Source organism: Micromonospora sp. NBRC 110037 (assembly GCF_001652995.1).
GTDB classification, from domain to species: domain Bacteria; phylum Actinomycetota; class Actinomycetes; order Mycobacteriales; family Micromonosporaceae; genus Micromonospora; species Micromonospora chalcea.
This window is the reverse complement of sequence record NZ_BBVA01000009.1, coordinates 195,787-219,755: the sequence shown is the minus strand read 5'-3', so window position 1 is coordinate 219,755 and position 23,969 is coordinate 195,787. Positions and strand designations below refer to the sequence as shown.

Annotated in this window: 27 protein-coding genes and 1 other RNA gene; 9 read left to right on the top strand and 19 right to left on the bottom strand. The window is 72.5% G+C overall.

What is annotated here, in order from left to right; genetic code table 11:
• The first annotated feature begins 69 nt into the window (after positions 1-69).
• On the top strand, positions 70-945 hold the full coding sequence (locus A4R25_RS25035) for an LD-carboxypeptidase (protein WP_205797432.1): 876 nt from the start codon (positions 70-72) through the stop codon (positions 943-945).
• Positions 946-1,024: 79 nt separating this feature from the next.
• Here A4R25_RS25035 and A4R25_RS25030 read toward each other — a convergent pair whose 3' ends face one another.
• Entirely contained in the window at positions 1,025-1,921 is an 897-nt protein-coding gene (locus tag A4R25_RS25030) for a hypothetical protein (RefSeq protein ID WP_064448282.1), read from the bottom strand.
• Between the two features lie 181 nt (positions 1,922-2,102).
• Here A4R25_RS25030 and A4R25_RS25025 point away from each other — a divergent pair, with 181 nt between their 5' ends.
• A complete protein-coding gene (locus A4R25_RS25025) occupies positions 2,103-2,594 on the top strand; it encodes a hypothetical protein (RefSeq protein ID WP_043329298.1) in 492 nt (163 codons plus the stop codon).
• A 171-nt stretch (positions 2,595-2,765) separates the two neighbouring features.
• On the opposite strand, the gene A4R25_RS25020 is transcribed toward A4R25_RS25025, so the two are convergent.
• The 5 genes from A4R25_RS25020 to glnA form a co-directional block, all read right to left on the bottom strand.
• The gene (locus A4R25_RS25020) at positions 2,766-4,124 is read right to left on the bottom strand and encodes a M28 family peptidase (protein WP_231915624.1); all 1,359 of its coding nucleotides are present in this window, start codon (positions 4,122-4,124) and stop codon (positions 2,766-2,768) included.
• A gap of 251 nt (positions 4,125-4,375) precedes the next feature.
• The gene (locus A4R25_RS25015) at positions 4,376-4,741 is read right to left on the bottom strand and encodes a VOC family protein (protein ID WP_064448280.1); all 366 of its coding nucleotides are present in this window, start codon (positions 4,739-4,741) and stop codon (positions 4,376-4,378) included.
• Positions 4,742-4,838: 97 nt separating this feature from the next.
• Positions 4,839-5,531, bottom strand: a complete 693-nt coding sequence (locus A4R25_RS25010; RefSeq protein WP_043329292.1) for a YafY family protein — start codon at positions 5,529-5,531, stop codon at positions 4,839-4,841.
• 32 nt (positions 5,532-5,563) lie between these two features.
• Positions 5,564-5,989 carry a DUF350 domain-containing protein gene (locus A4R25_RS25005; protein WP_043329290.1) on the bottom strand — a complete coding sequence of 142 codons (426 nt, stop codon included), beginning with the start codon at positions 5,987-5,989 and terminating at the stop codon, positions 5,564-5,566.
• Between the two features lie 80 nt (positions 5,990-6,069).
• A complete protein-coding gene (glnA, locus tag A4R25_RS25000) occupies positions 6,070-7,419 on the bottom strand; it encodes a type I glutamate--ammonia ligase (protein ID WP_036344036.1) in 1,350 nt (449 codons plus the stop codon).
• A 206-nt stretch (positions 7,420-7,625) separates the two neighbouring features.
• Between glnA and A4R25_RS24995 the strand changes: the two genes are divergently transcribed.
• Positions 7,626-9,386, top strand: a complete 1,761-nt coding sequence (locus A4R25_RS24995) for an NAD+ synthase (protein ID WP_064448279.1) — start codon at positions 7,626-7,628, stop codon at positions 9,384-9,386.
• A 119-nt stretch (positions 9,387-9,505) separates the two neighbouring features.
• Complete coding sequence (panB, locus tag A4R25_RS24990; protein ID WP_043329285.1) at positions 9,506-10,351, top strand: 3-methyl-2-oxobutanoate hydroxymethyltransferase; 846 nt, start codon at positions 9,506-9,508, stop codon at positions 10,349-10,351.
• Positions 10,352-10,439: 88 nt separating this feature from the next.
• On the opposite strand, the gene npdG is transcribed toward panB, so the two are convergent.
• The 4 genes from npdG to A4R25_RS24970 form a co-directional block, all read right to left on the bottom strand.
• Positions 10,440-11,138 (bottom strand): NADPH-dependent F420 reductase, encoded by a 699-nt coding sequence (npdG, locus tag A4R25_RS24985; RefSeq protein ID WP_064448278.1) that lies wholly within the window; start codon positions 11,136-11,138, stop codon positions 10,440-10,442.
• Positions 11,139-11,202: 64 nt separating this feature from the next.
• The gene (locus A4R25_RS24980) at positions 11,203-12,639 is read right to left on the bottom strand and encodes an RNB domain-containing ribonuclease (protein WP_064448277.1); all 1,437 of its coding nucleotides are present in this window, start codon (positions 12,637-12,639) and stop codon (positions 11,203-11,205) included.
• Positions 12,640-12,726: 87 nt separating this feature from the next.
• Positions 12,727-13,497 carry a histone gene (locus A4R25_RS30830; protein WP_082931132.1) on the bottom strand — a complete coding sequence of 257 codons (771 nt, stop codon included), beginning with the start codon at positions 13,495-13,497 and terminating at the stop codon, positions 12,727-12,729.
• A 78-nt stretch (positions 13,498-13,575) separates the two neighbouring features.
• Positions 13,576-13,779, bottom strand: coding sequence for a hypothetical protein (locus A4R25_RS24970; RefSeq protein ID WP_018787041.1), 204 nt, complete (start codon positions 13,777-13,779; stop codon positions 13,576-13,578).
• A gap of 178 nt (positions 13,780-13,957) precedes the next feature.
• Between A4R25_RS24970 and A4R25_RS24965 the strand changes: the two genes are divergently transcribed.
• Entirely contained in the window at positions 13,958-14,734 is a 777-nt protein-coding gene (locus A4R25_RS24965; protein WP_157539158.1) for a M48 family metallopeptidase, read from the top strand.
• 93 nt (positions 14,735-14,827) lie between these two features.
• On the opposite strand, the gene A4R25_RS24960 is transcribed toward A4R25_RS24965, so the two are convergent.
• Both A4R25_RS24960 and A4R25_RS24955 read right to left on the bottom strand, forming a co-directional pair.
• Positions 14,828-15,574, bottom strand: coding sequence for a hypothetical protein (locus tag A4R25_RS24960; protein WP_231915623.1), 747 nt, complete (start codon positions 15,572-15,574; stop codon positions 14,828-14,830).
• Entirely contained in the window at positions 15,568-15,879 is a 312-nt protein-coding gene (locus tag A4R25_RS24955) for a PadR family transcriptional regulator (protein WP_043329277.1), read from the bottom strand. The genes A4R25_RS24960 and A4R25_RS24955 overlap by 7 nt, the downstream gene beginning before the upstream one ends.
• Before the next feature lie 234 nt (positions 15,880-16,113).
• On the opposite strand from A4R25_RS24955, the gene A4R25_RS24950 reads away from it, so the two are divergent.
• Positions 16,114-16,485, top strand: a complete 372-nt coding sequence (locus tag A4R25_RS24950; protein WP_013287772.1) for a hypothetical protein — start codon at positions 16,114-16,116, stop codon at positions 16,483-16,485.
• Entirely contained in the window at positions 16,482-16,967 is a 486-nt protein-coding gene (locus A4R25_RS24945) for a roadblock/LC7 domain-containing protein (RefSeq protein ID WP_043329275.1), read from the top strand. The genes A4R25_RS24950 and A4R25_RS24945 overlap by 4 nt, the downstream gene beginning before the upstream one ends.
• Positions 16,968-17,083: 116 nt before the next feature.
• Here the strand turns inward: A4R25_RS24945 and A4R25_RS24940 are convergent, their stop codons facing one another.
• Both A4R25_RS24940 and A4R25_RS24935 read right to left on the bottom strand, forming a co-directional pair.
• Positions 17,084-18,040: a threonine/serine dehydratase gene (locus tag A4R25_RS24940; protein ID WP_064448322.1), complete on the bottom strand. Its 957-nt coding sequence runs from the start codon at positions 18,038-18,040 to the stop codon at positions 17,084-17,086.
• 201 nt (positions 18,041-18,241) lie between these two features.
• Positions 18,242-18,637, bottom strand: a complete 396-nt coding sequence (locus A4R25_RS24935; RefSeq protein ID WP_064448274.1) for a VOC family protein — start codon at positions 18,635-18,637, stop codon at positions 18,242-18,244.
• A 111-nt stretch (positions 18,638-18,748) separates the two neighbouring features.
• Between A4R25_RS24935 and A4R25_RS24930 the strand changes: the two genes are divergently transcribed.
• Positions 18,749-19,216 carry a DUF3592 domain-containing protein gene (locus A4R25_RS24930; RefSeq protein ID WP_064448273.1) on the top strand — a complete coding sequence of 156 codons (468 nt, stop codon included), beginning with the start codon at positions 18,749-18,751 and terminating at the stop codon, positions 19,214-19,216.
• 64 nt (positions 19,217-19,280) lie between these two features.
• Here the strand turns inward: A4R25_RS24930 and A4R25_RS24925 are convergent, their stop codons facing one another.
• The 4 genes from A4R25_RS24925 to rnpB all read right to left on the bottom strand — a co-directional run bounded on the left by A4R25_RS24925 (position 19,281) and on the right by rnpB (position 21,788).
• Entirely contained in the window at positions 19,281-19,715 is a 435-nt protein-coding gene (locus A4R25_RS24925; protein WP_124779027.1) for a hypothetical protein, read from the bottom strand.
• A gap of 119 nt (positions 19,716-19,834) precedes the next feature.
• On the bottom strand, positions 19,835-20,407 hold the full coding sequence (locus A4R25_RS24920; RefSeq protein WP_064448271.1) for a hypothetical protein: 573 nt from the start codon (positions 20,405-20,407) through the stop codon (positions 19,835-19,837).
• A gap of 566 nt (positions 20,408-20,973) precedes the next feature.
• Positions 20,974-21,255: a hypothetical protein gene (locus A4R25_RS24915; RefSeq protein WP_043329266.1), complete on the bottom strand. Its 282-nt coding sequence runs from the start codon at positions 21,253-21,255 to the stop codon at positions 20,974-20,976.
• A gap of 124 nt (positions 21,256-21,379) precedes the next feature.
• An RNA gene (gene rnpB, locus A4R25_RS24910) (RNase P RNA component class A) lies at positions 21,380-21,788 on the bottom strand.
• A 155-nt stretch (positions 21,789-21,943) separates the two neighbouring features.
• On the opposite strand from rnpB, the gene A4R25_RS24905 reads away from it, so the two are divergent.
• The gene (locus A4R25_RS24905; protein ID WP_064448270.1) at positions 21,944-22,705 is read left to right on the top strand and encodes a sulfite exporter TauE/SafE family protein; all 762 of its coding nucleotides are present in this window, start codon (positions 21,944-21,946) and stop codon (positions 22,703-22,705) included.
• A gap of 25 nt (positions 22,706-22,730) precedes the next feature.
• Here the strand turns inward: A4R25_RS24905 and A4R25_RS24900 are convergent, their stop codons facing one another.
• The gene (locus A4R25_RS24900; protein ID WP_064448269.1) at positions 22,731-23,954 is read right to left on the bottom strand and encodes an MFS transporter; all 1,224 of its coding nucleotides are present in this window, start codon (positions 23,952-23,954) and stop codon (positions 22,731-22,733) included.
• Positions 23,955-23,969: the final 15 nt, after the last annotated feature.

Sequence of the window (23,969 nt, the reverse complement as noted above, 5' to 3'; positions counted from 1 at the left end):
GGCCCTAGGCTCGCGATCGTGCCCGACGACTGCCTGCGCCCACCGGCCCTGCGTCCCGGCGACGCGGTGATGCTGGTGTCCCCGTCCGGACCGACCCGTCCCGAGCGGGTGGCCCGTGGCATCGAACTGCTCACCGGCTGGGGGCTGCGTCCGGTGCCCGCGCCGAACGCGTACGCCCGGCGCGGTTACCTGGCCGGCGACGACGCGCTGCGGGCCGCGGACCTGAACGCGGCGTTCGCCGACCCGGAGATCCGTGGGGTGATCTGCACGCGGGGCGGCTACGGCGCGCAGCGGGTGGTGGACCTGATCGACATGGCGGCGGTACGCCGGGACCCGAAGGTGGTGGCCGGGTTCTCCGACATCACCGCGTTGCAGTTCGCGCTCTGGCGGGGCGCCCGCCTGGCCGGGGTGCACGGCCCGGGGGCGGCGTGGCGGGACGAGCGCACCCCGCTCCGCTCGGCGGAGTCGCTGCACGCCGCGCTGACCAGCGCCGAGCCGGTGACGGTGGCGGCGGTCGAGGCGGAGGAGACGTACCCGGTGCGGGTGCCCGGCCGGGCCGAGGGCCGGCTGATCGGCGGCAACCTGTGCCTGATCACCGCGTCGATCGGCACGCCGGACATGCCGGACCTGACCGGTGCGATCCTGCTGGTCGAGGAGGTGCAGGAGCCGCCGTACAAGATCGACCGGATGCTCACCCACCTGCGCCGCTGCGGCGCGCTGGACGGCATCGCCGGGGTGGCGGTGGGCCAGTTCACCGAGTGCGCGGACGGCTGGGACACCACTGTCGTGGACGTGCTCACCGACCGCCTGGGCGACCTGGGCGTTCCGGTGCTCGGCGGCCTGCCCGTCGGCCACGGCCCCGACCAGCTCACCGTCCCGGTGAACACCCCCGCGGTCCTGGACGCCACCACAGGCACCCTGACGGTGACCGCCGCCGTCCGCTGAAGCCGAGGCCGAGGCCGAGGCCCGGCGATCATGAAGTTAGCGGCAGTTCAGAGATCCACAACTGCCGCCAACCTCATGATCAACGCGGCGCGGGCGGGGTGAGGTGGGCTACCGCGCCGATCTCCAGGGCTGCCCAGACCGTGCCGTCGGGGGTGACCGTCAGGCCGTGGGGTTCGGACGCGGGGGTGGGCAGATCGTGGGCGGTGTGGTGGCCGTCGGGGTCGATGTGGGCGATGCGGTTGGCGCCCCACTCGGTGAACCAGCAGCCGCCGGCCGGGTCGGCGACGATCGCGTGCGGGCGTGCCGCGCGGTCCGGCAGCGGGAACTCGTCGATCCGCCCGTCCGGCGTGATCCGGCCGACCTGCCCGGCGGCGATCTCGACGAACCAGAGCGCGCCGTCGACACCCCGGGTGATGCCGACCGGCCCGGCCGCCTCGGTGGGCAGCGGATGCAGCGTCACCGATCCGTCCAGGTCGATCCGGGCGATCGCGTTCGCCTGGTTGAGCGTGAGCCAGAGCGCGTCGTCCGGCCCGGCCGCGAGCATCGACGGGAAGCCCTTCTCCACCGGCAGCGGGACGGACGTCACCTCCCCGTCGACGCTCACCCGGCCGGCCGTGTCGTCGTTCATGCCGGCGTACCAGAGCGCGCCGTCCGGGCCCACCGCCAGCCCGCACGGGCCGCAGCCGGGCGGCAGCGCCACCGAGCCGGTCTCGCCGTCGACGGTGATCCGGCCGAGCCGGTCGTCGCCCGACCGGGTGTACCAGAGTGCGCCGTCGGGGCCGCCGAGGATGATCAGCGGGCGGCTGCCGGGTGGGTCGTCGCGGTAGGTCCGCACCTCACCGTCGGGGCCGAGCCGGGCGACGCCGCCGGAGCCGGCCAGCGCCAGCCAGAGCGCGCCGTCGGACCCGACCGTGATCGAGTACGGGCCGGAGCCCGGCCCGGTGAGCGGGATCTCGCGGATGGCAGGCTGTGTCATGGCGTGGCCTTTCGTCGGGTTTCGCCCAGCCTCGCGGGCGCTCCGGCACACCGGCAACACGAATAAAACGGGCCTTCCGGACGGGATTGCCAGCCTGCTGACAGGTTCGCCACGGGTTGCCCTCAGTTCCGGGGCTCACTGTCGGTGACGTCATCGCACCACCACCGAACAGGAGAATCGCATGATCCGCACGATGTCGAAGAAGCACCTGCTGGCCGGCCTGGCCGCTGCCGGCGTGCTCGGCGTCGGGATCGCCGCCCCGACGGTGGCGCTCGCCGACGACAAGAACCCGAAGCCGTCCTCGAGCGCCAGCAGCACCGACCAGGGTGACGAACGCCGCCAGAAGCACGCCGACCGGCAGGCCGAGTTCGCCGAGGCGCTCGCCAAGGAGCTGGGCGTGTCGACCGACAAGGTCACCGCGGCGCTGGAGAAGCTGCACGAGCAGCGGCAGGGCGACCGCCCGGAGCGGCCGGAGCGGCCGTCGACCGAGGACCGGCAGGCCGCGCTGAAGGAGCGCCTGGACCAGGCCGTCACCGACGGCAAGCTCACCCAGGAGCAGGCCGACGCGGTGCTCAAGGCCGCCGAGGCGGGCGTGTTCCCGGGTGGCCCCGGCCACGACGGCAAGGGCGGCCCGCACGGCGAGCGCGGCAAGGGCGGCCCGGACGGCAAGTGACCGCACGGCCACGCCGTTTCCCGCCGGCCGGCCCTCCTCGTGACCGGCGCCGGCGAGGCCACCGCCTGACACCAGGCGGGCGGGACAGAGGCGCCGCACCGGGACTCCCCGGTGCGGCGCCGGTCGCCGTCCCCGTGACACCGCGGCCGGCGGCACGGGGACGGCAGTAAATCAGCGAGCTGTCGCGTACGCGGCGCAGCCGATCAGTTCGAGGGAGACCTGGAGTCGCTCGAGGCTGATGTTCTTGGCGATGGTGTCCTCCGGGGTGTGGTACGGCGGCTCCAGCAGCGCCGGGCTCGTCTCACCCCGCCAGGAGAAGTTGGCGCTGGCGATGCCGACCTCCTGGAAGGACTGGTGGTCGCTGGAGCCGCGCTGCGTCACCGGCGACATCCGCGGGTCGTAGCCGAGGCGTACACCGGCGGCGGCCACCTCGTCGGTGGCCCGGTTGGACTGGCCGGTGAAGGACAGCAGCCAGTAGAGGGTGGCCGGGTCCCAGCTCGTGGCGACCATGTCGTTCTGGTACACCGCCAGGAAGCGGTCCCGCTCGGCCTGCGGGAGCTGCCGGACGTGGTGACGCGAGCCGAGCAGGCCCTGCTCCTCCGAGCCCCACAGCGCGAACCGCAGGGTGGCGTCGACCGGGATCGCCTTCATCACCCGGGCCAGTTCGAGGCAGAGCACCGTGCCGGAACCGTCGTCGTTGGCGCCGGGGGCGCCGATGACAGTGTCGTAGTGGGCGCTGACCATGACGACCGGCCCGTTCGCGCCGGACCGCCCGACCCGCTCCGCGATGACGTTGTGGGACGTCAGGTTGCGGTGCGCGACGGTGGAGATCGTGAGCGTGAGCCGCCCGGCCGCGAGCAGGGCACGCAGCCGCTCCTTCTGCACCTGCGCGACGCCGACCACCGGGATCGGTACCGGCGTGCCCGCCGAGCCCGGCAGGGTCGGCGAGAACGCGCTGCTGCGCCGGGGCGGCACCCCGTCGGCGGCGAGGAACACCACGGCGGCCGCGCCGCGCGCCACAGCGGTGGCGACCAACTGCTCGCGCCGGGCGGCCACGTAGTCGACGAGCACGATCTGGCCGGTGACGCTCGCCGGGTAGTTCTCTTCAGCACCCGCGCCCACGTCCACCACGTCACCCTGGACTGTGGTGTCCAGCGCGGCCTGCGGGGAGGCGCCGGCCTGCCAGTTCAGGTCGGTGGGCAGCCCGGCCGGCGAGGCGAGCTGGGCGAGGAACTTGTCCGCCACCGCGAACGGCTCCAGCCGAACCTGGTAGCCGAGGCGGTCGAGCTGCTTGGCGATGTAGTCGGCGGCACGCCGCTCCGAGGCGGTCCCGCCGATACGCGGCCCGATCTCCTCGCTGAGGACGCGCAGGTGCGCCAGCGCCCGCTCGGCCGAGACCTGGGCGATGATCTTGCGATCGTCCGACGTGAGCGCCGGCTTCCGGCTCGATCCGGGGCGCTTGTCGTCGGCCGCCCAGGCCGGCGCGGGCAGGGCCACGGTGGCGGCGCCACCGAGAGCGATGGTCAGCATGCGGCGTCGGTTCACAGTGGATCCGGTGATGTCCGTGGCGGGGGAAGAGGGGTGGCCGTCGTTGGTCATACGCTTCTCCTGACTGTGCGAGCCGGCCGGTGTTGGCCGTCCGACTCGGAGGATCTTGAACATAACCCGAGGTAGGGGGCGCATCCAAGATCCTCTCCGGCGATCACCGGACCCGACATCGACCGGTCTCTCGCCCGCCGTCGCTCCACGGTGGCCGGCCGCCACGGGTGGACGGACCGGGGTCAGCCGCCGGCCGGCGGGGTGAAGACGCCGAGCAGGTTGCCCGACGGGTCGCGCAACAGAGCCCGAACCAGACCGGCCGGCGTGGTAACCGGCCCCGTCACCACGACGCCGCCGGTCGCCTCGGCCCGGCGGCAGATCTCCGCGACGTCCGCCACCTCGGCGTAGAAGATCGCGTAGTTGCCGGCGTCGGTGCCCCGGATCGCGCCGCCGATCCCCCGCTCACCGCCGGCGGTCGTCTGCCGGTACGACCCGGCCGGGCCGCCCTGCTCCTCGAAACTCCAGCCGAACAGGTCGGCGTAGAACCGCTGCGCCTCGTCCGGGCGGTCGGAGCTGATCTCGAACCAGGTCACGGGCGTGCTGGACATGCTTCCTCCTGAGGTTCGCGCCGGCGGTCGGCCGGCGTCGTCAGGAATCAGCGTGGTACCGGGACACGACAGCGTCCTGTCGGTGTTTCCACAGGGATCAGACCAGCGTGAGCGGGCGCACCCGGTCGACCGGCACGTCGAGGTCGTCAGCACGCCACTCCCGGGTCACCGGCTCGGCGAGCGGACGCACCGAGCGGATCCGGTCGGTGCGGAAGCACCGCACACCGTCGCGCAGCCGGCACCAGGCGACCAGATACCAGTGCACCGAGTTGCCCAGGTAGGCCAGCGGCTCCACGTCGCGTGCCGAGTCGGCGCCGTCGCGGTCGGCGTACCGCAGGCGCAGCACCCGCCCGGCGGCGACCGCGTCGGCGACGACGGCCGGGACGGGCGTGCCCGGCCCGTCGCCCACCAGGTGCACCCGGCCGGCGAGCCGGTGCGCCTCGGCCACCGCGGCCGGCGGCATCACCGCGACCAGCTTGCGCAGCGCGGCGCCGGCCGCCGCGGCGAACGGGGAGCCGCCGAGCCGGTGCAGCGCGACGGCCATCGCCACCGCCTCGGCCGCCGTCAGGTTGACCGGCGGGAGCGTGCGCGCCCGGTCGACGACGTAGCCGCCGGTGCGGCCCGGCTCGGCCCAGATCGGCACGCCCGCGCCCTGCAACGCGGAGATGTCCCGCTCGACGGTGCGGGTGCTGACCTCGAAGCGGCGGGCCAGCCAGCTCGCGCTGCGCGGGCGCGGCGACACCGCCCGCAGCTCCTCGACCAGGGCGTAGAGGCGATCGGTGCGGTTCACCCCCGGACGCTAACCCGGGGGTACGACACCGCTCAGGCGATGCAGGCGCAGACGATCAGCGCGGCGCCGAAGTGGGTGGCGGCGCTGACCTTGGCGGCCGGGTGCGGTTCCTCGGCGGCGATCACGTCGCCCAGCCGGCCCGGGGTGAGCAGGTCCAGCACCAGGAACGCCAGCGCCATCACCAGCAGGCCGACCAGCCCGAAGACCACAGTGGAGGCGAGCCCCTTGGTGAACGAGCTGTAGCTGGTCAGCACGGCGGTGAAGACGATGCCGGCGATGCCGAGCTGGTTCGCGGCGAGCAGCAGCGCGGCGTTGCCGTTGCGGCGTACCCAGATCAGCTCCCGCAGCTTGCCCGGGGTGAGCACATCCACGAGCAGGAATCCGGCGGCCATCAGCGCCACCCCGACGATCCCGAACACGATGCTCTGCCACGCCCCGTCGAGCAGGTCTCCCAGCACCCAACGCCTCCCCGGCTCACCCGCCCGGCGAAGGTGCCGGGACGGTGCCGCAGACGATAGCGGCACCGCGCCAGGATGATCTAGAGAGACAGGTAGCGCTGCCGCTCGTACGGGGTGACCTCGCGGCGGTACTGCTCCCACTCCGCCCGCTTGTTGCGCAGGAAGAAGTCGAAGACGTGCTCACCGAGCACCTCGGCGACCAGTTCGGAGCCGGCCATCACGTCGATCGCCTCGGCCAGGTTCTCCGGCAGCGCCTCGTAGCCCATGGCGCGGCGCTCCGCGCTGCTCAGCGACCAGACGTCGTCCTCGGCGCCCGGCGGCAGCTCGTACCCCTCCTCGATGCCCTTGAGGCCGGCGCCGAGCATCACCGCGAACGCCAGGTAGGGGTTGGTCGCGGAGTCCAGCGAGCGGACCTCGACCCGGGCCGAGTTCGGCTTGCCGTACGCGGGCACCCGCACCAGCGCGGACCGGTTCAGGTGACCCCAGCAGACGTACGCGGGGCTCTCGGTGATCCGGTCCGGCAGCGCCTGCGGGAACAGCCGCTTGTACGAGTTGACCCACTGGTTCGTCACCGCGGTGTACTCCCGCGCGTGGGTGAGCAGCCCGGCGATGAACGACTTGGCGACCTTCGACAGCTTCATCGGGTCACCAGCGTCGTGGAACGCGTTGCGCTCCCCCTCGAACAGCGACAGGTGGGTGTGCATGCCGTTGCCGGGCTGGTCGGTGAACGGCTTCGGCATGAAGCTGGCCTGCACGCCGGTGGAGAGCGCGACCTCCTTCACCACGTGCCGGAAGGTCATGATGTTGTCGGCGGTGGTGAGCGCGTCGGCGTAGCGCAGGTCGATCTCCTGCTGGCCGGGGGCGACCTCGTGGTGGCTGTACTCCACCGAGATGCCGATCCGCTCCAGCGCCAGCACCGCCTGGCGGCGGAAGTCCCGCGCGACGGCGTGCGTGGTGTGCTCGAAGTAGCCGCCGGTGTCCACCGGGATCGGCACCGAGCCGTCCTGCGGGCCGTTCTCCAGCAGGAAGAACTCGATCTCCGGGTGGGTGTAGAACGTGAAGCCCTTGTCCGCGGCGCGGGAGAGCATGCGGCGCAGCACGTGCCTCGGGTCGGCCCAGGACGGGCTGCCGTCGGGCAGCGAGATGTCGCAGAACATCCGGGCGCTCTCGCCGCTGACGCCGCCCTCGAACGGGAAGACCTGGAACGTCGTCGGGTCCGGCATGGCGACCATGTCCGACTCGAAGACCCGGGCGAAGCCCTCGATCGCGGAGCCGTCGAAACCGATGCCCTCGTCGAAGGCCGCCTCCAGCTCCGCCGGGGCCACCGAGACGCTCTTGAGCGTGCCGAGCACATCGGTGAACCACAGCCGGACGAAACGGATGTCCCGCTCTTCCAGCGTACGGAGGACGAACTCCTGCTGACGGTCCACTTCCACCCCTCGTTACACGTACGTCCGCACCGGCGCCGGGCCGGCTCGGCCTGACCGCCCAGTCTCCACCGGGCTCGTTACGCCGACGTTACGCCCTCCCCGGCCGGCCGTCCCGCCGTGTCCGCCGCGCTGGGACGCGCGGGCCGGCACGCCTGTCTGCCCCAACCGGTCGGATTCGGCCGGGAGGGCTGGGGGAAGATGAGGACATGCCCACCCTGCGTCTCGCTCTGTGCCAGGTCAACCCGACGGTAGGCGACCTCGCCGGCAACGCCGGCCTGGTCCGCGAGTGGACCCGCCAGGCGGCCGGCTCCGGCGCCCAGCTCGTCCTGTTCCCCGAGCTGATGCTGACCGGCTACCCGGTCGAGGACCTGGTCTTCCGCCGCTCGTTCGTGGCCGCGTCCCGGGCCGCGCTGCACCGGCTCGCCGCCGACCTCGCCGCCGACGGCCACGGTGACCTGCCGGTCCTGGTCGGCAACCTGGACGCCGACGGCCCGCCGCAGGTCAGCTCCGACGCGGAGCCGGGCAGGGGCGCCCGCAACGCGGCGGCGCTGCTGCACCGGGGCGAGGTCGTCGCCACCTACTTCAAGCACCACCTGCCCAACTACGGCGTGTTCGACGAGGACCGCTACTTCGTCCCCGGTGACACGCTCACCGTGGTGCGCGTCGGCGGGGTGGACGTGGCGCTGACCATCTGCGAGGACCTGTGGCAGGCCGGTGGGCCCTTCGCGGCGGCGCGGCAGGCCGGCGTCGGGCTGGTGCTGAGCATCAACGGCTCGCCGTACGAGCTGAACAAGGACGACGTGCGGCTGCCGCTGGTGCGCCGGCGCGCCGCCGAGGCCGGGGCCGCGATCGCGTACGTGAACATGGTCGGCGGCCAGGACGAACTGGTCTACGACGGCGACTCGATGATCGTCGCCGCGGACGGCACGCTGCTGGCCCGGGCGCCGCAGTTCGTCGAGCACCTGCTGGTGCACGACCTGGAGCTGCCGGCGGCGGCCGGGACGCCCGGCGAGGCCGGTGGGCTCAGTGACGGCATGCGGGTGGTCCGGGGCGAGGTGGCGACGATCCCGGCCACGCCGCCCGGACCGGCTGCGGACGGCGGGATCATCGAGCCGGTCGCCGACGAGGCCGAGGTGTGGCACGCGCTGGTGCTGGGCCTGCGCGACTACGTCGACAAGAACCGCTTCCCGTCGGTGGTGCTCGGCCTGTCCGGCGGCATCGACTCGGCGGTGGCGGCGGCCATCGCCGTGGACGCGGTCGGCCCGGAGCGGGTCGTCGGCGTCTCGATGCCCAGCCAGCACTCCTCCGAGCACTCCCGCACCGACGCGGAGGACCTGGCCAAGCGCACCGGCCTGGACTACCGGGTCGAGCCGATCCAGCCGATGGTGGACACGTTCCTGGCGAACATGTCGCTGTCCGGGGTGGCGGTGGAGAACCTCCAGGCCCGGGTACGCGGCGTGATCCTCATGGCGCTGTCGAACCAGGAGGGCCACCTGGTGCTCACCACCGGCAACAAGAGCGAGCTGGCGGTGGGCTACTCGACGCTCTACGGCGACTCGGTGGGCGGCTACAACCCGGTCAAGGACGTCTGGAAGACGCTGGTGTGGCGGCTGGCGAAGTGGCGCAACGCCGACGCGGCACGGCGCGGGCAGACGCCGCCGATCCCGGAGAACTCGATCGGCAAGCCGCCGTCGGCCGAGCTGAGCCCCGGCCAGCTCGACAGCGACACGCTGCCCGACTACGACGTGCTCGACCCGATCCTCATCGGCTACGTCGACGGCGACCTGGGCCGCGACGGCCTGGTCGAGTCCGGCCACGACCCGGCCGTGGTGGACAAGGTGCTGCGGATGGTGGATACCGCCGAGTACAAGCGGCGGCAGTCCGCGCCCGGCACCAAGATCTCCATGAAGGCGTTCGGGCGGGACCGGCGGCTGCCGATCACCAACCGGTGGCGCGAGGACGGCTGACCGCTCCCGGCCGGGGGGAGTGACATCCTCCACTCCGATCTGCCCGCGGGCCGTCGCCCGGTGCGACGATCGCGGGGAACCCGGGGACCGCGTGCGCGGCCTCGAGGAAGGAGATTGTCATGGTGGAGTCCACCCCGGCCGAGGTGACGGCGCTCTACGGCGGCCCGGCCACCCGGCGGGTACGCACCCGCGACCTGATCGCCGCCAAGGAGCGCGGCGAGCGCTGGGCGATGCTCACCTCGTACGACCAGTACACCGCCTCGATCTTCGACCAGGCGGGCATCCCGGTGCTGCTGGTCGGCGACTCGGCGGCGAACAACGTGTTCGGCTACGAGACCACGCTGCCGGTGACCGCCGAGGAGCTGCTGCCGCTGGTCCGCGCCGTGGTACGGGCCACGAAGCAGTCGCTGATCGTCGGCGACCTGCCGTTCGGCTCGTACGAGGAAGGCCCGGCGCAGGCGCTGCGCACCGCGGTGCGGTTCATGAAGGAGGGCGGCTGCCACGCGGTGAAGCTGGAGGGCGGACGGCGCTGCGCGGCCCAGATCGAGGCCATCACCGGCGCCGGCATCCCGGTGATGGCACACATCGGCTTCACCCCGCAGAGCGAGCACACGCTCGGCGGCTACCGGGTGCAGGGCCGGGGCGAGGCGGCCGAGGAGGTGCTCGCCGACGCGCGGGCGGTGGCCGAGGCGGGCGCGTTCGCGGTGGTGCTGGAGATGGTGCCGGGCGAGGTCGCCAAGCGGGTCACCGCCGAGCTGGCCATCCCCACCGTCGGCATCGGGGCCGGCCCGGACACCGACGGGCAGGTGCTGGTGTGGCAGGACATGGCCGGGCTGCGGACCGGCCGGGCGCCCCGCTTCGTGAAGCGCTACGCCGACCTGGCGGGCGCGCTCACCGACGCCACCCGCCGGTTCGCCGACGAGGTACGCGGCGGCGATTTCCCCGCGGCCGAGCACACCTTCTGAGGGTGTAAGGAAGGGCCCCTTCTTAACGCCTGGCGTAGAGGAGGGGCCCCTTCTTAACACGCGCGCGCGGCGCGCGGCGCGCGGCAGTTCAGAGGTCGGTGACGCGGATGCCGGCGTGCGCCTTGTAGCGCTTGTTGATCGCGATCAGGTTGGCGGTGAACGCCTCGATCTGGTGGGCGTTGCGCAGCCGGCCGGCGTAGATGCCCCGCATGCCGGGGATCCGCGCGGCCAACGCGGCCACCACGCCGGCCACCTCCCGGTCCTCGGTGCAGATCAGCACGTCGAGGTCGATCCGGTCGATCTGCGGGTCGGCCAGCAGCGGCGCGCTGACGTGGTTGAACGCGGCGCACACCCGGGACTCGGGCAGCAGCCCGGCGGCCTGCTGCACCGCGCTGCCCTCTGGTACGTCGAGCGCGTACGGGCCCTGCTTGTCGAAGCCGAGCGGGTTGACGCAGTCCACCACGATCTTGCCGGCCAGCGGCTCGGCGAGCGCGGCGACGGTGGCCGCGTGCCCGTCCCACGGCACCGCCACGATCACCACGTCGCTGCGCCGGGCCACGTCCTCGTTGTCGCCGCCGGTGACGATGGCGCCGTCGGGCACCCCGGGCAGGGCGGCGATCTCGGCGGCGGCCTGGGAGGCCCGCTCCGCGGTGCGGGAGCCGATCAGCACGCTCTGCCCGGCGCGGGCCAACCGGTAGGCGAGACCTCGTCCCTGGTCGCCGGTGCCACCGATGATGCCGACGGTCAGCCCGGAGACGTCGGGCAGCGTGGTCGCGTCGTAAGCCATGGGCTCATCCTCGCAAAGCGGGGCGGCGTGCGGTGCATCCCGATGCTGTGACAATGGCCGCTGGTCAGGCCCGTTCGAAGGCGACCCGGCGCTGGGCCGGGTCGGCGACGGTGAGGCGTACCCGGACGCGCTCGCCCAGCGGCAGCTCGCCGGTGCAGCGGGCGCGGACCGGCGGCTCGTCCAGCGCGATCGTGCCGCCGGGCGGTCGGCCGGGCCGGCCGTTGCCCGCCGGGCGCGGCTCGTCGACGTCGAGCACGGCCGCCTCGAACGTCTCCCCCACCCGGTGCGCGAGCAGCACCGCCTCGGCCAGTTCCACGGCGCCGCGGCTGGCCGCGCCGGCGGTCCGGTCGGTCGTGGCCATCACCTCGGGCAGCTTCGGCAGCGCGGCCCGGACCTGCTCGGGCACCTCCCGGCCCTCGTGCAGCGCCAGGCAGACCTCGGTGGCGTAGCGGTCGGCCAGCCGCCGCAGCGGCGCCGTGACGTGCGCGTACGCGGCCGCCACCCCGCCGTGCTCGGGCTGCTCGGGCAGCTCACCGTCGAACGCGGTGTACGCGGCGCCGCGCATCAGCTCGGCGGCCTGGTCGACGAAGGCGGCCACCCGGGGCTGGGAGGTGTCCAGCCCGTCGAGCACCTGACCGACGGGGGTGCCGTCCGGCCAGGGCACGCCGAGCGGTCCGGCGGCCAGCCGCAGCCGCTCGACCGCCTCCGCGCGGGGACTGGGCATGGTGCGCAGCAGCCCGATCCGCCCGGCCAGCATGATGTCGGCCGCCGCCATCCCGGTCAGCAGCGAGATCTGGGCGTTGTGCTCCTCCATCGGGCCGGGGCCGCGCAGCACCAGCCGCCACCCGTCGCCGTCGGGCTCGACGTCCTGCTCCGGCAGCGGCAGGTTGATCGCGCCCCGGCTCAGGCCACGGGCGGTGAGCAGCGCCCCGATCTCGGGCAGCAGGGCGATCGGCTCGGGCAGCCGGCCGGCGTCGGCGTCGCGCTGCACGCCGCCGTAGTCGAGCTTGGCCCGGCTGCGCACCAGCGCCCGCTCCAGCGTGACCGCGACGGTGGCGCCGTCGGCGTCCAGGTCGACGGTCCAGAGCACCGCGGCCCGGTCGGCGTCGGGCAGCAGGCTGGCCGCTCCTTCGCTGAGCGTGTGCGGGTGCAGCGGCACGTTGCCGTCGGGCAGGTAGACCGTCTGCCCCCGGCGCCACGTCTCGGCCTCCAGGTCACCGCCGAGGCGTACGTGGGTCAGCACGTCCGCGATCGCGTACCGGACGCGGTAGCCGCCGCCGGGACGGCGGGCGAGGTGCATGGCCTGGTCGAGGTCGCGCGAGGTCGCCGGGTCGACGGTGACGAACGGGACGTCGGTCCGGTCTGCGACGGCCGGTGGCGGCGCGGCGGCGGCCGCGTCGGCCTCGCGCTGCGCCGCGGCCGGGAAGCTCTCGGGCAGTCCCAGCTCGCGGCGCAGCGCGCCGAAGTCGATACGGGGCGCCAGTACGCGTCGGATCACCACGTGGTCAATCCTGACAGCGCCCCGCTCGTTCCGCCCTTCGGGGCGAGCGCCGTGTCCGTGCGGCGCCCCGCGGGAGGGCGGCGGGGGTCAGGCGCGGCGGGCCGGCGCCTTCCGGGCGGTGCTCTTGGCGGTGGTGGTCTTGCGGGCGGGCGCCTTCTTGGCCGCTGTGGTCTTCTTCGCCGTGGTGGTGGTCTTGCGCGCGGTGGTGGTCTTGCGCGCGGGCGCCTTCTTCGCCGCCGCCTTGCGCGCCGTGGGGCGGGTCGAGGCGGTGGCCTTCTTCGCCGGAGCCTTCTTCGCCGCTGTGGTCTTCTTGGCGGCGGTGGTCTTCTTCGCCGCCGCGGTGACCTTCCGCGCTCCGGTCGCCTTCGTCGCCGCCGCCGTCTTCTTCGCGGTCGTCCTGCGGGCCGGCGCCTTCTTCGCGGTGGTGCTCTTGCGCGCGGTGACAGTCGACTTCGCCGCCGTGCTCTTCCGGACGGCGGTGGTCTTCTTCGCGGCCGTCGTCTTCTTCGCCGCGGTGGTCTTCTTCGCCGTCGTCTTCTTCGCGGTGGCCTTCTTGGCGGGCGCGCTCTTGGCGGTGGCCCGGCCGGCCGGCGCCGTCCGGGTACCAGCCTTCTTCGCGGCCGTCTTCTTGGCGGTCGTCCTGGTGGTGGCCTTCGTGGCCGGCGCCCCGCGGACCGCCGACACGACCTTCTTGGCGGCCGCCTTCTTCGCCACCGCCTTCTTCGCCGGCGTCCGTCCGGCGCCGGCGCCCGAGGCGTTCGGCGACGCCTTGGTGACCGTCGTCGACCTGCCCGCGGCGGTCCTCTTCGCGGTCGTCCGTTTCGCGGCCGGGCGGGTGGCCTGCTGTGCTTCGGCCATCTCGGTTCCCTTTCCTGGGGACGTGCTCCCGCCCTCGCGGGAGCACGGATCACCTCGACGCGGGCCCTCCCGCGCCGTCTAGCGGCCCTCCCCGGCCCAACGGGCGTCCTCGGCGTCCCACGCGTCGTTCCGCTCCCGCACCGTCTGCAGGGCGTTGTCCGCGTCGGCGGCTGAGGCGTACGGTCCGAGAACGTGCCGTGCGGGACACACGTCGGCATCGGTCTCGACCCGGTGGTGTCGCGTGCACCAGTAGTAGTGCCCACCACTTCCGTCGTCGCTCATGCGATCACTGTGCACTGGTAACCGCCCGTCCGCCACCGGAACGGCCCAAATAGTCACGCTTCTCCACATTAGACCTGGTCGGGACGGTTGCGGTGGGGAACCGCGCAAGCCCGTCCTCGTCCGAACGGCGGGTACCGCCAGTGGTGCGAACCGGACAGGATCGGCGCTCGTGATCACCATGACGACGGGCACGGGGGCCTGTCCGCGCTGCGGCACGACGCCGGTGTCGCTGGACGGGGCGTTGCCGTGGTGCCCCGGATGCGACTGGAACCTCGACACCTACGACGCGCGCCGCCAGGCGCCCGAGTTCGGCTGGTCGCCTGTCGACCGGCGGACCCACCGGCTCGCCGCGCGGCTCACCCGTCAGCAGTACGCCGCCCTGGTCGCCCGGTCGCTGAAGTCGACCGGGCCGGGGTTCGCCGGCCTCCTCGTCACCGGCATCTCGGTGCTGCTCCTGCTCGGTGTGGCCGGGCTCGCGGTGTCCGGCGTGTGGCTGCTGTTCGCGTACCCCTTCCCGAACCTCGCCGTGGTCGGCGGCGTGGCGCTGATCGCGCTGGCGGTGGCGCTGCGCCCGCGCTTCGGCCGGGTCGACGGCGACCTGGACGTGCTCACCGCGCAGGAGGCGCCGGAGCTGCACGCCCTGGTCCGCGAGGTGGCGTCCGCGGTGGGCGCGCCGATGCCGCACGTGATCGGCGTCGACGGCGGCATCAACGCGTACGCGACAGCGGTCGGGCTGCGCCGGCGGCGCGTGCTCGGCCTCGGGCTGCCGTTGTGGGGCGCCCTGGACGGGCCCGCGCGGGTGGCGCTGTTGGGGCACGAGCTGGGCCATTTCGTCAACGGCGACGTACGGCGCGGGCCGGTCACCCAGCCGGCGCTGACCATGCTGGGCAACGCCGCCGACCTGTTCCGGCCCCGGGGCGGCTCCGACGGCGGCGGGCTGCTGGTACGGCCGTGACGCTCACCGAGGAGCGGGCCGCGCGGATCGACGCCGAGCTGGCACGGCACTACGAGCGGGCGGGCCGGGCGCTGAGCTGGAACTCCTGACCCTTCAGGCGAGAGCCGGGACGGGCGCGGCGGCCGCCGCCGGCCGGGCCGCCGCGATCGCGTACGCCAGGACGTAGGGCGTGCACGCCAGGTAGAACATCGGCTCGACGAGCACCCGGTCGGTGATGAGGAACCGTTCCCAGCCGGTCGGCCGGGGCAGCCCGAACGACGAGTCGGTCCAGCAGGTGAACAGCCACAGCGGCGCGGAGATCCGGTCCACCGAGTCCGGCGGCAGGCCGTCCGCCACGGGCGCGCCGGCCGGGATCGAGGTGACCACCGCGAGCACCACCGCCGCGTCGGCCGCCACCAGCGCGCCGAGCAGCCCGGCCAGCCACGCGGCCCGGACCCGGCCCCGGCGTGCCAGCGCCCCGGCGACCCACAGCGCCGCGACCAGCAGCGCCAGCCAGAGCAGCACCCCGGGCACCTTCTCCCCCACCCGGCTCTCGCCCCGGGCGGCGAGCAGCGCCGACGTGGCGGTCACCGTCGCGGCGATCGGCAGCACCACGCCGAGCGCGGTGGGCAGCGCCCCCACGCGTACGGTCCGGCGCGCGGCCCGGGCGACGACGAGCGCGAGCGCCACGCCGAGCAGCGCGGTGAGCGCCGACCAGGCCGGCAGTTGCGCGGCGGCGCGCATCTCCAGCCACCCTTGCGCCAGGGCCATCGCCGCGGCCGCGGCCACGAGGACCGCGAGGCAGGCCGGCGGCGCGAACAGCAACACCCCGGCGGTACGCGCCACCCGCCGGGTCACCACGCCGGGTCCGCGCCGGCACGTTCGGCGGGTACGAGGGCACGCAGCTCGGCCAGCGCCAGCCGGGCCGAGCGGATGCCCTCGCCGGTGAGGCGGTAGTAGCGGCGGGCCGGGCGGCCGGCGGCGACCGGGTCGACGGCCTCCCAGTCGGCGGTGAGCCAGCCGGCCGCCTGGAGGCGGTGCAGCACCGGGTAGAGCGTCCCGCTGGGCAGGCCGGTGAGCCGCATCAGGTCGAGGCCGTAGCGCGGCGCCTCGGGTTCGGCGAGCAGCGCCGAGAGCACCTTCGCCACCGGGATGGTCAGTCGCACAGCGGCACTCTATCGGAACTCTACATAGCATGGATGCACCGTCTTGCCGAGACGGACGGCGATCGGCGATGGACGGCGTGGTCCCTCCCGCGGGACCGGTGGCCCGTCCGGAGGGCCCGCTCAGGTGGATCACCGGTGGTCCGTGTGCACCTCGCACCTCCATATGCGAGCCTCGACGGACGAATCCGCTGTCGCGCTTCCAGCGGACAGCGGCCCGAGTTGGGGAGAGAAATCGTGGGCAACCTTGACATCGCGCTGAAGAACGCGATGAACATCGACGGCGCGATCGGCGCCGCGCTCGTCGACTACACCAGTGGCATGACCCTCGGCGTCGCCGGTGGCACCGGCGAGATCGACCTGACCGTCGCCGCCGCCGGCAACACCGACGTCGTACGCGCCAAGCTGCGCACCATCGAGATGCTCAAGCTCGACGACGAGATCGAGGACATCCTGATCACGCTCGGCAGCCAGTACCACCTGATCCGCCCGCTGAGCAACCGCACCGGCAAGGGCCTGTTCCTCTACCTGATGGTCAGCAAGAGCCGGGCCAACCTCGCGATGGCGCGGCACCAACTGCGCACGATCGAGGAGAGCCTGGAACTGTGAGCCGGGTGGACGACCTCCCCCGCCGTACGCGCCCCCAGACCGGCACCCTGCCGCCACCACGCGCGCTTCCGCCCTCGCTGGCCGGCAACCCGACCCTGCCGTACCCGGCCATCGCCCAGGAACTGTCCGCGCTGCGGTTGCAGATCCCCGGCGTGCACGGGTGCGTCCTCGGCGGCGTCGACGGCCTGCTCGTCACGCACAACCTGCAGAACGGCGCCGACCCGGACGACCTGGCCGCGCTCGCCGCCACCACGTACGGGCTCGGCCGCCAGGTCGGGCTCCGGCTCGGACAGGGCGACTTCCAGCAGTCCACGGTCCGCAACGCGGGCGGCTACCTCAGCGTGTACGCGATCAACGGCCAGGCCCTGCTGGCCGTGGTCGGTACGGACAGCATCAACGTGGCGCGCCTGCACCTGCACGCCCCGACCACCGCGGCCAAGCTCGCCGAGCTGCTCGACGGGGTCAGTCCGACCACGTCCTGACGTACGCCGGCCGCTCGGTCCCACCCGTCCGAACCGAGCCGGCCGGCGTACCCCAGGTTCGGTAGCTTGTGCGCGGCGGTCGCGCGCTCCGGCGCGGCGGTCCCGTGCTCGGCGGGTCAGACGCCGAAGCGGCCGGCCCACGTGGTCACGTCGGCCACCGTGGCGTTGCCGCCGCAGACCACCAGGCCCAGCCGGGCGTCACCGCCCACCCGCTCGACCACCCGGCGGGCGGCAGGAAGCAGACAACCGGCGGCCGGCTCGGCCCACACCTTGGCGTGCTCGGCCAACTCCAGCGTGCCCCGCACCGCCTCGGCGTCGGAGACCACGAGGACGTCGCTGACCAGCGCGGTCACGTGATCGTAGGTGAGCTGCGAGACGCTGGGCGCGCTGAGCGTCGTGACGATCGACGACAACGGCACCTCGACCGGGCCACCCTTCGCGATTGCCTGCGACATCGCCTGCGCGCCCTCGGTCTCCACGCCCCAGACGCGTACCCCCGGCCGGCGCGCCCGCAGCGCCGCCGCCACGCCCGAGATCAGCGCGCCCCCGCCGATGCTGACCAGCACGTCGGTCAGCTCACCGGCATCCTCGGCCAGCTCCAGCCCGACAGTGCCCTGCCCGGCCAGCACGATCGGGTCGTCGAACGGGTGCAGCAGCGTCACACCCTCGTCCCGCAGCCGGTTCATCAGCGCGAACGCGCCGGCCATGTCCTCGGTCAGCCGCACGTCCGCCCCGGCCCCGCGGGCAACCTCGACCGCGCGGGCGGGCGCGTTGCGCGGCATCACCACTGTCGCCGCCACCCCGAGCGCGCCGGCCATCACCGCGACCGCGATGCCGTGGTTGCCGCCGCTGACCGCCACCACCCCGGCCGCCCGCTCGGCGTCGTCGAGCGCGAGCAGCTTGGCCGCCGCGCCCCGGGCCTTGAACGAGCCGGTACGTTGCAGCAGCTCCAGCTTGGCGGTCACAGGTACGCCGAGCAGCTCGGTCAGTCCCGGGCTGGGCAGGGTCGGGGTGTGCACCACGACGTCGGCGATCCGGTCGGCGGCCGCCTGGATGTCCGCAAGCTCGATCACCACCGCAGCGTGCCACAAGCAACCCGCCGGCTTTCCCCCCGCCCTTGCCCGCTCTCCCCGCCCTCCCCGTCCCCCCACCTCTCGCTCTCCCCGTCGATCTTGGAGTTGTGGTGCCTGCCGAACTTCGCGAAACGGGGCGTTGTGGGCGCCACAACTCCAAGATCGGTGGGAGCCAGGTCGAGCACCTGGGCTCGATCGCTGTCACGGGCGGGTGGCGGCCACCTCGGCGTCGCTGCGGAGGATGCAGAACTCGTTGCCCTCCGGGTCGGCGAGCACCACCCAGCCGGTGCCGTCGGTCTCCCGCCGGTCGGCCACCACCGCCGCACCCAGCCCGGTCAGCCGGGCCAGTTCCTCGTCGCGCATCCCCTCGACCGGGCGCAGGTCGAGGTGGATGCGGTTCTTGACCTGCTTCGCGTCCGGCACCTCGATGAACAGCAGGCGGTGCCGCCCGTCCCGCGAGTAGATCATGCACTCCTCATGGCCCGGCTCGTTCGGGTCGTCCGGGTCCTCGCGGTAGTCCAGAACCGATGCCCACCAGCGGGACAGGGCATAGGCGTCGGCACAGTCCACGGTGGTGTGGGACACGTAGGAGGTCACACCTGATCATCGCAGAGTGGCACGGGTTGCAGCGCCGGCGGCCATGGCGGCTGGCGACGAGCGAGGACGTGCTACAACGCACTCATCCCGAGGATGCTGGGAGGACCGGCAATGGCGAGCCCGTTCGGCCGACGGGAACTCAAGTTGGTCCTGGCGGTTGTCCTGGGCACCCTTCTGGTCGGCGGCGGGATGCTGCTCCACGATCGGCTGAGCACGGCGATCGACGAGCGGGTACTCGCCGGCGCCGAGACGACCGGCCAGGTGGTTCACGTCGAACGGTTCAAGATCAGCCGATCGTTCGCCGCCACGAGGCTGACCGTGGACTACACGTTCGACGGCGTACGGCACCGGAAGCGGTTCTCCAGCGAAATCGACGAGAGTGAGTTCCACGTCGGGGACGTACTCGATGTACGCGTCGACCGGACGGATCCGACCAGGGCTGCCACGCCTGACGGGTACGCGACGGAGGATCTTCTCCTGCAGGCGCCGACCGTGCTGGCAGGCCTGGGTCTCGCCGTGATCGTGATCTCGCTCGCGCTGCTCAGAAGAGATCCCCCACCCCACGAATATCCTCGCTGAGCACGGATCCCGATGGGCGGAACCGGAACTACTACCAGCACAAACGCCCCGAAGCACGCACCCGCTACAGCTCGCCCGCTGCGGCTACCAGGACCACCGGGCCGTGGGTGTCCGACACCCCGACGCCGACACAGATGCTCCGATCGGCAAAGCGCCACACAGCCACATCCGACATGACGCCGAGAAGGAACCCGGGAAGTTCCGGAACGCTCTCTCCCCGCACCATGAGATCCATGTACGGCCGTAGGTCCACGCTCTCGGCTGGTCCCCACAGCCGGCTCAACGCCTCTTCGAGAGAGGCGCAGTCCTGTTCGAAGCGCTCCAGGACCTCAAGAACCTGCACGTTGTCGTCGAACTCTTCGGTGACACTCAGATACAGAGCCAGGAAGTCGTATCCCACCACGGGTAGAGCAGCGGGCCCGGGACTGGGTGGAGGTTGCGTTGCGAGGTCGAGCGTCCGCAGTTCGAGCACACGCCCCACGCAGTCAGCGAGATCCACAGCCGGCACTGTAGGCGAGAACTTCAGGGGCGGTGAGGGGCAGTAGCGGAGTGCGCAGCGGGCACGAGGGGCAGCCGCGCAGAGATCCGCTTCAGCGCTTGGCCTTGGTTCGTTACGCGTCAGCCCATCGTGCCTCTGCGTGAACACTTGCTCAGAGCCTCGCGCTCCCAGTCGCTTCCTACGAGAGCGACGGGGTGGCTGACCTCTCTGCCTTGCTTGTCTTCGGTCTCGACCGATAACCCTAGCGGCAGCGGCTCTCGCTGGAGGCGTGCGACCGAGCAATCGAACCACAGCTCGACCGCGAGCTGACCGGTGCTGCCAGGCGGTAACAACCGGGGCGATCCGATGCTGTGTATCACGACGCCCGGCCTCTTTGCGTGAACCCGACGAACGGTGATCGGCCCGGGGCCGGCGTTGGCCAACGCCAAATACCCGGACAGTCGGACGGGTCCCGCGGAGGCCGCGCTTCCAGAGTCGGCCGATTGAGGGAAGGCCACGAATGCGACCACGGCGTTCCGCTCCCGCTGATCACGCGAGTCCCGCAGTTGGCTGACACCGAAGCCGCCAAGCACAACGCCGACCACGAAAACGGCGACGAGCCGCAGGGTCATCTTCTGTCTGACCACGAGACGGTCGTGGACGGCGGTACCCGACTCCGCCGACTGGTGATTGTGCTCGTCCAGGTCGATCACTGCATGCTCCGCGACATGGACGTCAGCCTAGGTCTCTTCACACCAGCCTCACAGTCCTGTGCCGCTGTTCGATTGGATAGCTCGGTCCTGGCTGCGCATCGTTCTGTGCTATCTGGTCGGTGCCTGTCTGTCGCCGGGGGAATCCTTCAGCCGCGCCGTACTGAAGTTCGCATCCGCCAACTCGTGGCGACCGGCGAACCGGTCCAAGCAGTGATGGAGGGGTTCAAGTTCGGCGATCATGCCACGTACGTGGCTCGTGGCCGAACCTGGAGCGTTCCCTTGGAGAGCGCCTGGGGTAATGGGCCCGGCTACTCGCGAGGCGAAAGCGTCACCATCTATGTGTCGGAGACTGACCCACAGTTCGTCGCGACCAGGGATGGCTACGTGACCAGCAGTGTGCAAACACTCGCCCCGTTCCCGCTGATCGGGGCCGGCATGCTCGTCATACTCCTTGCCGGGCCAGGGCTCGCTACCCGAATAGCTCGTGCGCGACTCAACCAGCTGGTGGGATGACAAAGTCTTTCGGGAGGAAGAGGTCGTGCGTCGCGCTTCGGCGACGGTACGGCTCAGACGAGTGCCGAGGCAGGCAATCCCGTGTCTTCTGCCTCAGGTCGGACGCGCACCCAGCCGAGCTCAGCGTCGACGAGTGCTTGTGCGAGCCGCCGCACGAGTAGCTGTGCCTGCCGTCCGGCGGTGTCCACTTCGACGTCCAGGTGCCAACGCCCGTCGCCTGTGCCGGCACCCGTGACGCTGCCCTCGTCGCCGATGGCCTGCTCCAGGAGGTCTTCCACGTCGTCCCGGTCGACTGCGTCAGGTAGTGGCTGATCTCCGATGATCTCGACGAACATGCGAGGACGATAGCGGGCAGTGCCGCCACCCTCCTGGGCCGTGGTTGGGCCGTCGTTGGGCCGTCGGGGCCGTCACAGGGGCGTCGAACGCCGACCAAGAGCGGGCGGCTCACCTGGTGGGCGACGGACGAGTCGACCTGTACGCCGGATTCTGTGCCCGGTACGCCCGTAGGCGCACCGGCGGCGGCCATCCATCTCGGCCTGCCGTTGCCGGCAGGCTCCAGCGGCCTACCCGCAGACATCGGGCGGGCAGCCCTCAAGCGTCTGCGCGGGTCGTCATCTTGCGGTGACGGCCCTTTCTTGGCCTTGCTCCGGGTGGGGTTTACCGAGCCACCCCGGTCACCCGGGGTGCTGGTGGGCTCTTACCCCACCGTTTCACCCTTACCGTCCCGTTACGGGCCGGCGGTCTGTTTTCTGTGGCACTGTCCCGCGGGTCACCCCGGGTTGCCGTTAGCAACCACCCTGCCCTGTGGAGTCCGGACGTTCCTCGGCGACGGGCCGGAGCCCGTCGACGCGACCGCCCGGTCGACTCGTCCGTCGCGCTCTCATCCTAACGACGCACCCGCCGCGCCCATTTCCCGCCCACCACCTCGGGGAGGTGCCGGCATCAACCGGCTCTCGATACAGCCACCTCCCCGAACCGGCGCGATGCGCGTTCGCCCGCCCGACCGACTAGCCTCGGGGGACCATGGATCTCTCCGACGCCGCGCTCCTGCTCGCCGCCGGTCTCGCCGCGGGCACAGTCAACGCGGTGGCCGGAGGTGGCTCGCTGATCACGTTCCCGGCGATGATCGCCACCGGTCTGCCGCCGGTGGCGGCGAACGTCTCCAACTCGGTGTCGGTCTTTCCCGGGTACGTGGCAAGCGTGGCGGGCAGCCGGATGGACCTGCCGCGCGGGCGGCAGCTGTGGTCGCTGCTGCCGACCGCCGTGCTCGGCACGATCGCCGGGTGCGCGCTGCTGCTGGCCACCCCGGCTCGGGCGTTCGAGCTGGTGGTGCCGTTCCTGGTGCTCGGCGCTACCGCCGTACTCGCGTTCCAGGGTCCGCTGCGCCGGCTGGTCGGCCATCCGGAACGGCTGGGCGCGCGCCGCCGTACCGTCACGGTGCAGACCATGGTCGCGCTCGGCACCGTGTACGGAGGCTACTTCGGCGCGGCCCTCGGGGTGATGCTGGTGGCCGGGCTGGCGCTGGTGCTGGACGCGACGCTGGCCCGGGTGTCGGCGGTGAAGAACCTGCTCTCGGCCGTGGTGGGGTTGACCACGCTGGTGGTGTTCGCCCTGTTCGGCCCGGTGAACTGGGCGGCGGTCGCGGTGGTCGCGCCGGCCACGCTGTTCGGTGGGTACGCGGGCGCGCGGCTGGCCCGCCGGCTTCCGCAGGTGGTGTTGAAGACGGTGATCGTGGTGTTCGGCACGGCCATCGGGTGCTACCTGCTGTGGCGCGCGTTGACCTGACGCCGCCCGGGGCAAGACCGGAGCGTCAGTACGCCTCCCCCACCGGCTCCTCCGGGGCGTGCTCGGCACGGCGGGCGGCCCGGTTCCAGATGACCCGTTCGCCGTAGCCGGCCGCCATCAGGTGACCGAACGCGAGGTAGACCAGCACGCCGGCGGCGAGCACCGCGAAGCCGACCCAGAACGGCAGCGCCAGGCCGTGTTCGGCCAGCTTGCCGGAGATGATCGGCGCGGGTGCGGCGGCGCCCCAGCGCACCAGGTTGAACGCGCCGGTGGCGGCGCGCCGGTCGGCGGAGCCGAGCCCGAGTGCCAGGTCGGTCAGGTTGGCGTTGGCGAGGCCCATGAACAGGCCGGCGACGACGAGTACGACGAGCGACATGGCGGTGCCGGTGGAGGTGGCGAACGCGACCATGCAGACCAGCAGGCCGAGCAGGGCGACGCCGACGGTCTGCACCGCGCCGATGCGGTGGGCCAGCCGGTGCCCGATCAGCAGGATGCCGGCGGCGAGGCCGAGGCCCCAGCCGGTGAACGCCAGGCCGAGCGGGATGACGTCGAGGCGCAGGAACAGCGGCGTGTAGCCGAGTACGACGAAGAAGACGAAGTTGTACGCGGCGGTGACCACGCAGAGCGTCACGAACGCGGGTTTGCGGTAGGTGGCGAAGATCTGGCCGAGGCGTACCGGCTGTTGCTTGTGGGCGGGTTCGCGCAGCTTGCGGGCGGCGACGCCGAGCGCGAGCACCATGAACACGCCGCAGACGAAGAACGGCAGCCGCCAGCTCACCTCGCCGAGCAGGCCGCCGATGAGCGGGCCGACGGCGAAGCCGAGCCCGAGGGCGGTCTCGAACAGGCCGACCACCCATTCCCTGTCGTTCGCGAGATTGACCAGCACCACCATGGCGGTGGCGAAGAACATCGCATTGCCCAGGCCCCAGACGCCGCGCAGCACTGAGAGCTGCACGATGTCGTTGCTGAACGAGGCGAGGATCGCGGCGAGGCCGACGACGGAGACGCCGGTGACGAGCACCGGCTTGAAACCGAACCGCCCGCTGGCCAGCGTCGCCGGGATCATGCCGACGGCCATGACCGCGATGTACGCGGTGAAGAGCAGCTCGACCTGCCAGGCGGTGACGCCGATCGCCTCGCCGATGGCGGGCAGGATCGGGTCGACGACGGCGATGCCGGCAATGGCGAGGAACGCGACGAGCGTGGTGGCGTAGATGGCACTGCGGTTGGGCTCGGATCGGCGATCCACTCCGCAACCTCCCAG

Coding starts and splice junctions, on each gene's coding strand:
- A4R25_RS25035 (WP_205797432.1), top strand. CDS start 70: ATGCTGGTGTCCCCGTCCGGACCGACCCGTCCCGAGCGGGTGGCCCGT.
- A4R25_RS25030 (WP_064448282.1), bottom strand. CDS start 1,921: ATGACACAGCCTGCCATCCGCGAGATCCCGCTCACCGGGCCGGGCTCC.
- A4R25_RS25025 (WP_043329298.1), top strand. CDS start 2,103: ATGATCCGCACGATGTCGAAGAAGCACCTGCTGGCCGGCCTGGCCGCT.
- A4R25_RS25020 (WP_231915624.1), bottom strand. CDS start 4,124: ATGCTGACCATCGCTCTCGGTGGCGCCGCCACCGTGGCCCTGCCCGCG.
- A4R25_RS25015 (WP_064448280.1), bottom strand. CDS start 4,741: ATGTCCAGCACGCCCGTGACCTGGTTCGAGATCAGCTCCGACCGCCCG.
- A4R25_RS24995 (WP_064448279.1), top strand. CDS start 7,626: ATGCCCACCCTGCGTCTCGCTCTGTGCCAGGTCAACCCGACGGTAGGC.
- panB (WP_043329285.1), top strand. CDS start 9,506: ATGGTGGAGTCCACCCCGGCCGAGGTGACGGCGCTCTACGGCGGCCCG.
- npdG (WP_064448278.1), bottom strand. CDS start 11,138: ATGGCTTACGACGCGACCACGCTGCCCGACGTCTCCGGGCTGACCGTC.
- A4R25_RS30830 (WP_082931132.1), bottom strand. CDS start 13,497: ATGGCCGAAGCACAGCAGGCCACCCGCCCGGCCGCGAAACGGACGACC.
- A4R25_RS24970 (WP_018787041.1), bottom strand. CDS start 13,779: ATGAGCGACGACGGAAGTGGTGGGCACTACTACTGGTGCACGCGACAC.
- A4R25_RS24965 (WP_157539158.1), top strand. CDS start 13,958: ATGACGACGGGCACGGGGGCCTGTCCGCGCTGCGGCACGACGCCGGTG.
- A4R25_RS24930 (WP_064448273.1), top strand. CDS start 18,749: ATGGCGAGCCCGTTCGGCCGACGGGAACTCAAGTTGGTCCTGGCGGTT.
- A4R25_RS24915 (WP_043329266.1), bottom strand. CDS start 21,255: ATGTTCGTCGAGATCATCGGAGATCAGCCACTACCTGACGCAGTCGAC.
- A4R25_RS24905 (WP_064448270.1), top strand. CDS start 21,944: ATGGATCTCTCCGACGCCGCGCTCCTGCTCGCCGCCGGTCTCGCCGCG.